Origin of the sequence: Halomonas sp. R57-5 (assembly GCF_900070345.1) — a bacterium.
GTDB classification, from domain to species: Bacteria; Pseudomonadota; Gammaproteobacteria; order Pseudomonadales; family Halomonadaceae; genus Vreelandella; species Vreelandella ventosae_B.
Genome location: NZ_LN813019.1, coordinates 1,680,295 through 1,692,950, shown reverse-complemented (window position 1 = coordinate 1,692,950; position 12,656 = coordinate 1,680,295). Strand labels below are relative to the sequence as shown.

The following is a 12,656-nucleotide window of genomic DNA, read 5'->3' as shown; positions in this document are numbered from 1 at the left end:
TTATTTAAGACCTAGAACTCATCCCATTCATCGACGGTTTCTTGTTTGCTTTGCTTCGCCTGTTGGCGTGACGCTGGCTCAATGCGTAGGCCAGCTGCTGCTTGCCCTGGGGGATTGCCCTTATGCATCAGCGCAGTAGTGCTGGCAGCGCTCTCATCAATGCGGAAGGTAGCCATCAAATCGGCCAACTCGCGGGCCTGCTCTTCTAAAGAACTAGCGGCCGTGCTGGTTTGTTGCACAAGTGCAGCGTTTTGCTGAGTCACCGAGTCCATTTCGGTAAGAGCAGCGTTAATCTGCTCAATCCCACTGTTCTGCTCCCGCGTCGCAGTCGAGATTTCGCTCATTAAAGTAGTGACTTGGCGAATCGCATCCACCGTTTGGTGAATTGTCTGCCCACTGCGCTCCGCTTGTTCAGCGCCCCCATTAATTTTCGTGGTGGTCTGCTCAATCAGGCTACGAATCTCTTTGGCGGAATCAGCACTTCGCGTTGCCAATGTACGCACCTCGCTTGCCACGACGGCAAAGCCACGACCCTGCTCGCCTGCACGTGCGGCTTCGACCGATGCATTGAGCGCCAGGATATTGGTTTGGAAAGCAATGGAGTCAATCACCCCGATAATATCGTTTACCTGGCTTGCACTGGCCGCAATCTCGCGCATCAGTTGCACCGTGCGCTCCACCTCCTCACCACCTGACTCCGCTGACTGTGACGCTGCAACGGAAAGCTGATCCGCCTCTTGAGCCGTTTCAGCGTTTTTACTCACCGTTGTCGACATCTCCTCCATGCTGGAGGCGGTTTGCTGCAGCGCGGAGGCCTGCTGCTCAGTGCGCGAAGAGAGATCCTGACTTCCCGCAGAGATATCACCCGCCCCGCTGAAAACCCGATCGCTACTACCTCTCAACGCTATAACCAGTTGTTTCAACTTCTCCTGCATAGCCGACAGCCCACTGAACAACTGGCCAATTTCGTTATGCCCACGATCCTCAATCTGGCCTGTCAGATCGCCGTCGGCAATCCGCCCAAAGTGCTCACTGGCACGTCGAAGGGGCCTGACAACGCTACGCATCATCGCCCACCGAATCACGACCACTGCCACCAGTGAAATCACTAAAAGGGTAATGGCAATGGCACCAATAATAGTCGCCAGCCGATTGAGCTGTTGAAGAACGCTAGCGCCACGCTCTTCGGTATAAGCGATAAAACCGCCCATCGCCAGATCCAGCTCGGCGCTTAATGCCCCCAGCTCTTCTTGCCTGCGCTGAATTTGAAAAGGAGCGGCCTCCAGCAATGGTGCAATGCCCTCCGTCACAAAGGCATTGTAAGCGCTGACAATAGCATCCCGGTGAGGTGCCAGCGTGCCTTCGGGGTTGATTGGCACGGCACGAAACTCATTAAAGCGTGCCTCTGCCTCAGCAACCGCCTCTGCTGCCATAGCAAGGCTCTCCTGACCTTTCTCGGGGTTACCCTGGGTACTGAAACTTGCTGAACGGTCTAAAAATGTTTGCGCTCTAAGTGCATGCACCTGTGTGCGGTTGGCTAAGTTAACGAGCCGTACATTGGTGGCCGCCAGTTCTTCAAGCGCCTGCGAGCTATTATGATTGGAATAAAAGCCGAGGCCACTGATCAAACCAATCATAAGCACCAGCAGGGCTAACGCAGCAGTCAGACTCCATTTAATAGAGAGGTGCTTCATTCTGTTAATTCCTTAATATTTATATTTTATTCAATAGGATATCGGCCAAACTAAAACAAACTAAAGGGCCACAGGAGAATCTAGACGCTGACACAACACATAGTTTGATACACCACCATTCTTAGCTTTTAAGACACCATGGCTATGCGTTGGCGACTGGTTTTTTGAGCCACGTCCACTTGGAGCMAAGCACCCGCCATGCACTCCAAGCGAGGAGCCTCGACCACCCCCACTATGCGCGCCCGAGCCAGCAGCGTGGCCTTAGTATTGGCTTTAAGTGTGCCAACGATCTGTCCGTCAATATCGACACTATTCCCCTCAATATAAGACGTTACATGGCCAGTGGCAGTCACGGAGACAGGATGATTGGGTGCAATAAGCGTTCCCTCTAAACGCCCCTTAATCAACACAGGCTCATCGGCAATCACTTTGCCTAAAACATGGGTGGCCGATCCAATTCGGCTGCCACCACGGATATGCCCTAGGTCGGGAGGCGCCACAGTAGAGGTTTCCGCTGCAGGGTGTGATATCGCCTCAAACGGCTTGTCTGGTATAGGGGCGCTAGCCGCAGCAGGCGCGTGGTGCGCTATACTGGCAGCACTTAAAGAGCGCTGTTTTAGCTTACGGCGCTTGCCATCCCATACGATCAGCGTCATTACCCCAACGCCCAGCACAATAAACCATACTTGAATGCCCATACCCTTCCTGCCGCTTTAGATGTGGTTACCCCAGCTAACGTTATACTCGCTCTGTTATATAGCAGCGGCGTGAATAAGCCCATTCACTTGGCTTAACTCCAGGCTTTGAGCCACGCACAAGCCGATTAAGGTATTTAGTGCTCTCTCACACTTTCTTCAACGACGCTCCGTCGTCATTGACTAGGAGTCACCTTATGTTTAACAAAGCCAAGAATGCCCCAGATGAAAGCAAGGCCGCGACGCTCATTCCTCCTGATACACGCTCGCCGGCAACGCCAAACACGCCAACCAGCGGTGCACGACCAAGCCTCTCCGTTATCGGCGGCCATMCCCAAGTGGAGGGAGACATTAATAGCGATGAAGATTTGACGGTAGAGGGACGCGTAAGCGGCATTATCACCTGTAAACAACACACCGTTACCCTAGGCGCCAATGGCTATATCAACGGCGATGTATTTGCTCACACATTGCATATATCAGGCGAGGTAACCGGTAACCTGGTGGCACACCACCGCGCAACCATTCATAAGGGCGCCCAGGTTTCAGGCACTATTGTTGCCCCCTGCCTGGTGCTGGAAGATGGCAGTGTTTTCCACGGCAGTATTGATATGAACCCCGACAACGAAGTGCTAAAAAGCGCCTTTAGCGATGCCATCGGCAGCATGACCAAAACCTCGCCAAAAGCAACCGTCGAGAAGCATTCAACCACGAGTGCGAACGCCGCAGAGCATGACACAACAGAAGCAAAAGCTAACGATTAAGGCGCTTTCAGCAGCATCAGCGGCGCTGAGCGCACACAGGGCAAGCGGGATCGCGGGGTACTTGAAAGTGCCGCCATTGGCCACTTAAACCATCAAAGGTAGAGAGGCCTTTATGGGCAGAACCTGCGCCACTAAGCAGCTTAAAGGCTTCAMCCGCCTGAAAGCAGCCGATCAAGCCCACCAGTGGCGCCATGACGCCACTTTCTGAGCAGCTTAGCGCTTCATCGCCACTTTCGTCGGGCGGATAGAGGCAAGCGTAGCAGGGACACTTGGTATTGCGGGGGTCAAAGACTGCCAACTGACCTGAAAAACGAATCGCCGCACCCGATACCAGCGGCACACTAGCTTTTTGAGACGCCGCATTGACCGCATAGCGGCTTGAGAAACGATCCGTGCAGTCCAGCACTACATCCGCCGAAGCCACCAAGCATTCAAGCGACTCGCCCTCTACATGTTGGGCTAACGCGATCACATGGCAGTGCGGGTTGAGTGCCTGCATGCTGGCTTGGGCAGAGAGCGCTTTATTTAAGCCAATACTGGACTGGTGGTGGGCAATTTGACGCTGAAGGTTAGAAAGCTCGACCTGATCGGCATCAGCGATGGTGATGCGCCCTACCCCAGCGGCGGCTAAATAGAGCGCGGCCGGAGAGCCCAAACCGCCTGCACCAATAATCACCACATGGGCAGATTGGAGGCGCTCTTGGCCTTCGATATCCACCTCGGGCAGCATGATCTGGCGGCTATAGCGCAGCAGKGCCTGGTCATCCATCATCGGCTTACTTATCCTCAAATTCCTCGTACGCGGGGATGTGTAAATTGAAGCTCTCTTTCACCTCTTCCATCACCACGTAGCTTTTCGACTCTTTTACGCCCGGCAGGGTTAACACCACATCGCCCAACAGCTGTCGGTAAGCAGCCATTTCGGGAATGCGACACTTTAAAATGTAGTCGAACTGCCCCGAGACAAGGTGACACTCCTGGATCTGCGGCAGCTTCTCGACGGCACGGCGAAACTCATCAAAGACCGCTGGCGACTGTGTCTCTAAGCTGATCTCGACAAACACTAACAAGTTAGCTTTCAAGGCACGTGGATCAAGAATGGCTTGGTAGCCACGAATAATCCCTGCTTTCTCCAAGCGCTTAACGCGCTCAAGGCAAGGAGTTGTGGATAAGCCCACTTCAGAGGCTAAATCGACGTAAGAAATACGCGCATTTTCCTGCAAGCAGCGCAGGATTTTGAGGTCGATACGGTCCAGCGTTCTATTTTTTGGTTTCATGGCAGGATCCAATACTGATGAATCAGGCAGTTATTAAAGGTGCCCCAGGGTAACCCGTTCATGCCCCCCCAGGTCACGAATACTTTCAACGCTTTGATAGCCAGCGCTTTTAAGCGCACTGCGCACCTTATCAGCTTGGTTGTAGCCGTGCTCAAGCAACAACCAGCCTGATGCGGTTAAATAGTGCTGCGCAGCGTGCACCAGGTGCAACAGATCGGCCATGCCTTCGGCGTCAGCAACCAGCGCTGAGCGAGGTTCAAAACGCACATCGCCTGCGCTTAAATGGGGGTCATTGGCGGCAATATAAGGCGGGTTACTGACGACAATATCGAAACACTTATCTGCCTCTTCAAACGCTTCCAGAGCATCGAACCAATCGCTTTGCAAAAACTGGGCATTGGTGATCGCCAGCGCCTGAGCATTACGGGTGGCCAATGTCACCGCCTCAAAGCGCAGATCTACACCAACGACTTGCCAGTCGGGCTGCTCGCTGGCAAACGCCAGGGCAATGGCGCCAGTACCCGAGCCAAGATCGAGCATTCGGCCTGTGGGCTGAGTCACACAGCCAAGCGCACGCTCAACGAGGGTTTCGGTATCGGGCCGGGGGATCAAGGTGTCGGGAGAAGTCGCTAAGCGTAGCCCCCAAAACTCGCGCTCCCCGGTAAGGTAGGCGACCGGGGTACCTTGGACACGGGCAGCGATTAGCGCATCAAAACGGGCCTGCTCCCATAAGGGGCATGCTTTATCGCCCCAGGTGTATAGCCAAGTGCGGTCGCGTCCAAGCACGTGGCAAAGCAGCACTTCAGCGTCAACACGCGGCGAGCAGGAACCCGCGGCGAGCAACCGTTGGGCAGCCTGTTGTAACAGCGCATCAAGGGTCATTAAACGTCCTGAAGGGCTGAGAGCTGTTCCGCTTGATACTCGTGAATCAGTGGGCTAATCACGTCATCCAACTGCTCGCCGCTAACCACCTCGTTAAGCTTATAAAGGGTTAAATTGATGCGGTGATCGGTAATCCGCCCCTGGGGGAAGTTATAGGTGCGGATGCGCTCACTGCGATCACCAGAGCCCACCAGCGAACGGCGTGCGTCCGCTTGCGTCTGGCGCTGACTATCGACGGCGTTACGCTTCAGCTTCGCGGCCAGCAGCGACATCGCCTTGGCACGGTTTTTATGCTGGCTGCGCTCCTCCTGGCACTCCACCACCACGCCGGTCGGCAGGTGGGTAATGCGGATCGCAGAGTCCGTAGTGTTAACGTGCTGGCCACCGGCACCGCTGGAGCGGTAGGTGTCCACGCGCAGATCCGAAGGGTTAATGTCGATATCACCAACATCTTCGACTTCAGGCATCACCGCCACGGTGCAGGCGGAAGTGTGAATGCGGCCCTGGGATTCGGTCGCAGGTACACGCTGTACGCGGTGGGCGCCGGATTCAAATTTTAGCTGGGCGTAAACGCCATCGCCTTTGACGCGGGAAATAATTTCTTTGTAGCCGCCCTGCTCGCCATGGCTGGCGCTCACCMCCTCGACCCGCCAACCGCGTTTTTCGGCATAGCGCGAGTACATGCGAAACAGGTCACCGGCAAAAATAGCCGCCTCGTCGCCGCCGGTACCGGCGCGCACTTCCAGAAACACCCCGCGGCCATCGTCAGGGTCTTTCGGCACCAGTAGACGCTTCAGCTCGAGATCCAGCTCGGCTAACCGTTCCCGTCCTTCGCTTAGCTCCATCTCCGCCAATTCGCGCATATCCGCGTCGCTATCGCGGCTAAGCTGCTCGGCTTCGTGCATATTGGTTTCAATATCACGATACCGCTGCCAGGCCGCTACCAGCTCTTCTAACTCGGCATATTCCCGTGAGTAGTCGCGAAAGCGTTGCTGGTTATTGATTACTTCAGGATCCGACAGCAGCATCGCCAGCTCTTCAAAGCGTTCGGTAAAGCTGTCTAAGCGTTGGCGCAAGGTCTCTTTCATGCGGGCGTATCATCCTTCTGGCGGTTAGCCGTGGGCGCGGGCGTGGTTTCAAAGGCTGGCTTGGTGGGCAACAGCAGGCGCGGTGCAGCATTCAGCAAGTCATGGTGCTCCTCTGAAGCCGCATCGCGTATGGCCTGAGTGGGCTGGTGGAGCAAACGATTGGTCAACTGGTGCGCCAAGCGCTCAATCACTTTAGCCGGGTCTTCACCCCGCGCCAGCCGCTCCAAAGCCTGATCGCGGGAGAGATCGCGCAACGCTTCGCCATGTTGGCGGTAGTCGCGAATCAGTTCACCACCGTTGCGGATGCGTCGTTCGTGCTGCCAACTGCCCACCCCATGCTCAATCAGCGATTCGGCTTGATCGGCGGCAACTTGACGGTGACGACGATTTTCCTGGATAACCTCTTCCAAGTCGTCCACGGTATAGAGAAAAACATCTGCCAACTCGCCCACTTCCGGCTCAATATCCCGAGGTACCGCAATATCAACCATAAATACTGGCCGGTGGCGGCGTTTTTTGAGTGCGCGCTCGACCATACCTTTACCTAATATAGGTAGCGGTGCAGCCGTTGAGGAGATGACGATATCGGCATATTCAAGCGCATCGGGGATTTCTTGCAGGGTAATTGCCGTTCCCCCAAAGGGGCCTGCTACCAGCTCGGCACGTTCACGGGTGCGGTTGGCAACGGTCAGCTGGCTAACGCCCGCTTCGTGCAAATGCCGAGCGACCAGTTCGATGGTTTCGCCGGCACCAATGAGCAGCGCCCGGGAGCGGCTGAAATCATCAAAAATACGGCTGGCCATGCTAACGGCTGCGTAGGCCACTGAAACAGGGTTTTTACCGATCCCTGTTTCAGTACGCACTTGCTTGGCCACCGCGAAGGTGTGCTGGAATAGGCGCTCAAGCTCACCGCCCAGGCCCTTGGACTGGCGCGCCTGCTGATAGGCATCCTTCAACTGGCCCAAAATCTGCGGTTCGCCCAACACCATAGAGTCCAGGCCAACGGCTACGCGCATTAAATGGCGCGCCGCATCGTTGTCTAAATAATGGTAGGCACAGCGCGTCAGCTCATCGACGCGTAAGTTATGAAAGCGTCCGAGCCAGTTGAGTACCGCCTGCTCGCCAGCCGCATCCGTGACACAATAAAGCTCCGTGCGGTTGCAGGTAGAGAGCACCGCCGCTTCACTGATTTGTGGCAGGTTACGCAATTCAGCCAACGCAGTTTCAAGCTGCGTTGGCGTAAAAGCTACCTGCTCACGCACGGCCACGCTGGCGGTACGATGATTTATTCCCAGGGCAAGAAGCGTCATGCGTTATGCGTCTTCGCTAGTGTGTCGGACTTTTCGGCAACCACCGTTGTGATAAGTGGCTACACCGTCAATTAGAGCTTGCTAAAACAAGTCTTTGGTGTGGTTTCAGCACAACCCACAAGTAAGCTGTCGTAAGTAGGCATAAAGTTTGCTGACCACCTTTTCAAGGAGGAACATTCTATCACAGCAGGCTATCATCTGGCCCACACCACTTTGCCGCAGGCAGGCAAGCCGCTATGCTGGGCATTCGGCCACTTAATCGAGAGACGCATGCGACCTCGCTTTACATTATCAGGCCCTGCATTCAAGGGTTTTAACTGTTCGGGCTTCCCACTAGTGGGCGCGATGCTCCGGCATTCGGCGCTGCTACCCGTGGCCGCCTCTGCTGCTCTGCTGCTAAGCGGCTGCCAATCCACGCCTAGCACACAGGACGGCCCCCTCGGCACCTGGGCCGATGATCCGATGCGCAATGCACCGCCGATCACCCGTGGGCTGGATGCCGCTGGGCTCAGTACGCTACTCGGCGCCGAACTTGCTGGCCAGCGCGGTGATTACCGCTACGCAAGCCAGGGCTACCTGGACGCGGCGAAGCGCTATCGCGAGCCAGCACTTGCCGAGCGCGCCACCTTCGCGGCCCGCTTTGGCAATGAAACCTCATTAATAGAGGCTTCGGCGCTGCGCTGGCGAGAGCTTGCCCCCCAGGCAGAAACCCCCAACCGGCTGCTGGCAGCTTTCTCGCTACAGCGCGGTGATTGGCTCGACAGCCTTGAGCAGCGCCTTGATATTGTTGAAGCTGGCGGCCACGGCGATGTCACCGCCTTTGCCGAAATCGCCGTGGCTGAAGAGGCGCCACTAACGTTAATCGCTCAGCAGCTGCGCGAGCATTTAGCCCGTCCCAATGCTGACCAACTGCCGCACCACAGCGATGTGCTGCTGGGCACCGCCTTGATCGAGGCTACCCTGGGCGATACCACGCTTGCCCAGCGACGGCTTGATCAAGTCGAGTTACTCGACCCCGAATCCGCGGCGTTATGGCTGGTTAAAGCGCGCTTGGCACTGGAGGTTGAGGATTACTCAACCGCCCAACGCGCGGCCCAACAAGGGCTAGAACTTGCGCCTGACGATGTACGTTTTATCCTACTGCTGGCCCAGGCGGAAATTCGCCTTAACAATATTAGTGCCGCTGAAGTTCAAACCGATGCACTACTCGCAAGCCACGGCGGCAATCAGGATCTGCGCTTATCGCTAGCCCAACTCTATTTGGAAGAGGGGCACCCTGAACCAGCGCAACGCTTGCTGCAGCCGCTAATCGGCCAACCCGAAGTGCCGGATTTAGCCTATTACCTACTTGGCGCCATCACTCAAGCGCAAGGCGATACCGATAATGCGCTGCTTTATTATCGCCAAGTCAGCGAAGGCAGTGAATTTTTGCCCGCTCGCGCAGCTGCGGCGCAGATGCTGATTGAGGAAGACCGCCTGCTGGATGCTCGCGCCTTCCTGCGCATTGAGCGGATGCGCTTTGATAATTACTTTACCGAATTGGTGATGCTCGAAGTTCAATTGCTGGACGACATCAATCAGCCTGCGGACGCTAATGCGCTATTAGACCGTGAAATTAGCCGTACCCCTGATGACACATCGCTACTTTATATGCGCGCCATGCGGCACTGGGAAGCAGGCGACATTGCGGGAATGGAGCAGGATTTACGCCAGATATTGAGCACTGAACCTAACAATGCTGAAGCGCTCAATGCGCTGGGCTACACACTGGCCGACCTTAACTTGCCAGGACGTTTACAAGAAGCCTTTGCGCTGATTGAGCGCGCTTACGAGGCCGACCCGGACAATCCCGCCGTACTTGACAGCATGGGCTGGGTTTACTTCCGAATGGGACAGCCTGAAGAAGCGCTACCCTGGCTTGAAAGTGCTTACTCACAGCTACCGGATCAGGAAGTTGCCGCGCATCTCGCCGAAGTGCTGAAAGCGCTGGGGCGTGACGACGAGGCGCGCCAACTGATCCAGCAAATCACGCAACGAACGAGCCAACATCCGCTGATCGACGAGCTACTGGAACGCTACCCTGAACTAACGCCGCCAGAGACACCCTAACTCTGCGAACCACACTCTTTAAGCGCATTGCGCCGTAACTACCTAACATGGAGCCTGTTTATGTTGACACTGACGTCCCCTTCCCGCCGCTGGCCACTAACACGACACTCTTCGCGCCTCTGGCTTGCCGGTTTCGCGCTACTCTTACTCGCAGGGTGTGCCTCCCAAGGCCCCATGGATGAAAGTGGTCGTCAAGCAGGCCAGTGGGAACGCCAGCAGGCTGATGTAGAGGCATTCGATACCTGGACACTGGTCGGCAAAGCTGGCTTGCGCACTTCTCAAGAGAACATTAGCGCCAACCTGGATTGGAATCAGACCCCCTACTATTTCCGCATGCTGATTAGCGGGCCGTTTGGCGGCGGACGCAACGTGCTTGAGGGCCGTGAAGGGCGTTTCTCACTCTCAAATAGCGATGGCCGTTTTGAAGCAGAAACGCCAGAAGCACTAATGGAAGAGCAACTAGGCTGGGCTCTACCCGTCAGCGCCATGCCCGATTGGGTGCGTGGCCTTCCCGGTGAGCCCGACAATGACAACACCAGCAGTTACCAGCTAGAAACCGATGAACTGGGCTTTCCCAGCCATCTGAAACAAGACGGTTGGGAAATTGACTATCGCGACTGGGAAAAAGTCGACGACCTGTGGCTACCGCGCCGCATGGTCATGAACTACGACGACGTTCGCATTACGCTGGTGGTTAATCAGTGGCAAGCAAGCGAGTAAGGGGCATCGTTTAAATGAACGCCCCATTAACGCTTCCCGCACCGGCCAAGCTTAACCGCATGCTGCATATCGTGGGCCGTCGTGCAGACGGCTACCACGCGTTGCAAACGCTATTTCAGTTTATCGATCTCTGCGACCACCTGACGCTTACTCCCCGCGATGACGGGGAGATTCTGCTAACAAGCGAGGTGAGCGGCGTTAACCACGATGACAATTTGGTCATGCGTGCTGCACAGTTATTGCAACGCCATAGCAGCACCCCACTAGGGGCTTCACTTACGATTGAAAAGCAGCTGCCTATGGGAGGTGGCTTGGGCGGCGGTAGCTCCAACGCCGCCACCACGTTAGTGGGGCTTAACCACCTTTGGCAGCTCAATCTACCGCTTGACGAATTAGCCCACCTGGGGCTAGAGCTTGGGGCCGATGTGCCGGTGTTTGTACACGGCCATAGCGCCTGGGCCGAAGGGGTTGGCGAGCAGCTCACGGCGGTAACACTAGATACGCCATGGTTTGTGATTATTCACCCTGGGATTAGCGTCTCTACACCTGCGGTGTTCCAAGACCCGCAATTGACACGTGACAGCCGCCCCATTACTATGGCGCGCGCACTGCAGGGGGGAGCGCCGGGGTGGCGCAATGACTGTGAAGCCGTCGTAAAGGAACGCTATCCGCCAGTGGCGGAAGCCCTTCACTGGCTCGCGCAGCACGCACCCAGTCGGTTGACCGGCACGGGGGCATGTCTGTTTGCTGCTTTCGAAACACAGCAAGCGGCGCAAGCAACCGCGCAATTAGCGGGGCAACGCTGGCCGACATGGGTAGCACGCGGACTCAACACCTCCCCCCTACATGATGCTCTGGGCTGTTTATAATCCCGCTCTGGGCTGTTTATAATCCCGCTCTGGGCAGTTTATAGTCCCGCTCTGGGCTATTTACAGTCCCGCTCTGGGCAGTTAAAAGCGCCCGGTCAGCGCGTTAGGTTATTGCTGGGGTATCGCCAAGTGGTAAGGCACCGCTTTTTGGTAGCGGCATTCCCAGGTTCGAATCCTGGTACCCCAGCCAACCCAACAATGGCCTGCGTTTTTACCCCTGATTCCCAACACTGCAAAGGTGGCTGCGCGTGTCAAAATTGATGGTTTTCGCCGGGAATGCTAATCCCGCACTCGCTCAAAAAATTGCCGAGAGCTTAGACAGCCGTATGGGTAACGCTACGGTGGGTCAATTCAGCGACGGCGAAATCGCAGTCGAGATCAATGAGAACGTGCGCGGTAAGGATGTCTTCATCCTGCAATCCACCTGTGCACCGACCAACGACAATCTGATGGAGTTGATTCTGATGGTCGACGCCCTGCGTCGCGCCTCGGCAACTCGCATCACAGCGGTACTGCCCTACTTTGGCTACGCCCGCCAGGATCGCCGTGTGCGCTCCGCACGGGTGCCGATATCCGCCAAAGTAGTGGCGGACATGATGGTTAAAGCAGGCGTTGACCGCGTGATGACCATGGATCTACACGCGGATCAGATCCAAGGCTTCTTTGATGTCCCGGTTGACAACGTCTACGGCTCGCCCATCCTGCTGGATGATATCGAACGTCAGAATTACAGCGACCTTGTCGTCGTTTCCCCTGATGTTGGCGGCGTTGTACGTGCCCGTGCTATTGCCAAACAGCTGAATGCCGATCTCGCCATTATCGATAAGCGTCGCCCCCAGGCTAACCAAGCCCAGGTAATGCATATCATCGGCGAGATTGAAGGCCGCACCTGTGTTGTGGTCGACGATATGATCGATACCGCAGGCACGCTGTGCAAAGCCGGTGAAGCGCTTAAAGACCACGGTGCCAAACGCGTAGTGGCCTATGCGACACACCCGATTTTGTCAGGCCCAGCGGTCGATAATATTACCAACTCCGTACTGGATGAAGTGGTGGTGACCGACACCATCCCGCTATCTGACGTTGCCCGTCGTAGCGGCAAAATTCGCCAGTTGAGCGTTGCGGGCCTGATCGCGGAAGCAATTCGCCGGGTCAGCAACGAAGAATCTGTCAGCGCGATGTTCCACTAACCKCCTGACGATACAGCCCCCTTTTGGGGCCACGGAAGCGCTGTCGTCTGGTCGCGGT

At 56.1% G+C, this 12,656-nt stretch carries 12 protein-coding genes and 1 tRNA gene; 6 read left to right on the top strand and 7 right to left on the bottom strand.

The features are described 5' to 3' along the window. Positions 1 to 11: 11 nt before the first annotated feature. Both HALO_RS07635 and HALO_RS07630 read right to left on the bottom strand, forming a co-directional pair. Positions 12 to 1,694: a methyl-accepting chemotaxis protein gene (locus HALO_RS07635; RefSeq protein WP_035584509.1), complete on the bottom strand. Its 1,683-nt coding sequence runs from the start codon at positions 1,692 to 1,694 to the stop codon at positions 12 to 14. 128 nt (positions 1,695 to 1,822) lie between these two features. Beyond that, on the bottom strand, positions 1,823 to 2,392 hold the full coding sequence (locus HALO_RS07630) for a bactofilin family protein (RefSeq protein ID WP_050713278.1): 570 nt from the start codon (positions 2,390 to 2,392) through the stop codon (positions 1,823 to 1,825). Between the two features lie 194 nt (positions 2,393 to 2,586). Here HALO_RS07630 and HALO_RS07625 point away from each other — a divergent pair, with 194 nt between their 5' ends. Beyond that, positions 2,587 to 3,153 (top strand): bactofilin family protein, encoded by a 567-nt coding sequence (locus tag HALO_RS07625; RefSeq protein WP_092490820.1) that lies wholly within the window; start codon positions 2,587 to 2,589, stop codon positions 3,151 to 3,153. A 16-nt stretch (positions 3,154 to 3,169) separates the two neighbouring features. On the opposite strand, the gene HALO_RS07620 is transcribed toward HALO_RS07625, so the two are convergent. Genes HALO_RS07620 through hemA form a run of 5 tightly spaced genes read right to left on the bottom strand, consistent with a single transcriptional unit; the run spans position 3,170 to position 7,710 of the window. Next, positions 3,170 to 3,925 carry a HesA/MoeB/ThiF family protein gene (locus HALO_RS07620; protein ID WP_050713277.1) on the bottom strand — a complete coding sequence of 252 codons (756 nt, stop codon included), beginning with the start codon at positions 3,923 to 3,925 and terminating at the stop codon, positions 3,170 to 3,172. Between the two features lie 4 nt (positions 3,926 to 3,929). Next, positions 3,930 to 4,430 (bottom strand): Lrp/AsnC ligand binding domain-containing protein, encoded by a 501-nt coding sequence (locus HALO_RS07615; protein ID WP_035584519.1) that lies wholly within the window; start codon positions 4,428 to 4,430, stop codon positions 3,930 to 3,932. A 33-nt stretch (positions 4,431 to 4,463) separates the two neighbouring features. Further along, on the bottom strand, positions 4,464 to 5,312 hold the full coding sequence (prmC, locus tag HALO_RS07610; protein WP_035584521.1) for a peptide chain release factor N(5)-glutamine methyltransferase: 849 nt from the start codon (positions 5,310 to 5,312) through the stop codon (positions 4,464 to 4,466). Continuing rightward, entirely contained in the window at positions 5,312 to 6,400 is a 1,089-nt protein-coding gene (prfA, locus tag HALO_RS07605; RefSeq protein ID WP_050713276.1) for a peptide chain release factor 1, read from the bottom strand. Before prfA ends, prmC begins: the two co-directional genes overlap by 1 nt. Next, complete coding sequence (gene hemA, locus HALO_RS07600; RefSeq protein WP_035584527.1) at positions 6,397 to 7,710, bottom strand: glutamyl-tRNA reductase; 1,314 nt, start codon at positions 7,708 to 7,710, stop codon at positions 6,397 to 6,399. The genes prfA and hemA overlap by 4 nt, the downstream gene beginning before the upstream one ends. Before the next feature lie 345 nt (positions 7,711 to 8,055). On the opposite strand from hemA, the gene HALO_RS07595 reads away from it, so the two are divergent. From HALO_RS07595 to HALO_RS07575, 5 genes are all read left to right on the top strand, one after another. After that, a complete protein-coding gene (locus HALO_RS07595) occupies positions 8,056 to 9,819 on the top strand; it encodes a tetratricopeptide repeat protein (protein ID WP_172821664.1) in 1,764 nt (587 codons plus the stop codon). A gap of 60 nt (positions 9,820 to 9,879) precedes the next feature. Beyond that, on the top strand, positions 9,880 to 10,539 hold the full coding sequence (lolB, locus tag HALO_RS07590) for a lipoprotein insertase outer membrane protein LolB (protein ID WP_035584530.1): 660 nt from the start codon (positions 9,880 to 9,882) through the stop codon (positions 10,537 to 10,539). 14 nt (positions 10,540 to 10,553) lie between these two features. Further along, positions 10,554 to 11,408 (top strand): 4-(cytidine 5'-diphospho)-2-C-methyl-D-erythritol kinase, encoded by an 855-nt coding sequence (ispE, locus tag HALO_RS07585; RefSeq protein ID WP_035584533.1) that lies wholly within the window; start codon positions 10,554 to 10,556, stop codon positions 11,406 to 11,408. Positions 11,409 to 11,523: 115 nt separating this feature from the next. After that, positions 11,524 to 11,598, top strand: a tRNA-Gln gene (locus HALO_RS07580). 58 nt (positions 11,599 to 11,656) lie between these two features. After that, the gene (locus tag HALO_RS07575) at positions 11,657 to 12,598 is read left to right on the top strand and encodes a ribose-phosphate pyrophosphokinase (protein ID WP_009287569.1); all 942 of its coding nucleotides are present in this window, start codon (positions 11,657 to 11,659) and stop codon (positions 12,596 to 12,598) included. The last annotated feature ends 58 nt before the right edge of the window (positions 12,599 to 12,656 follow it).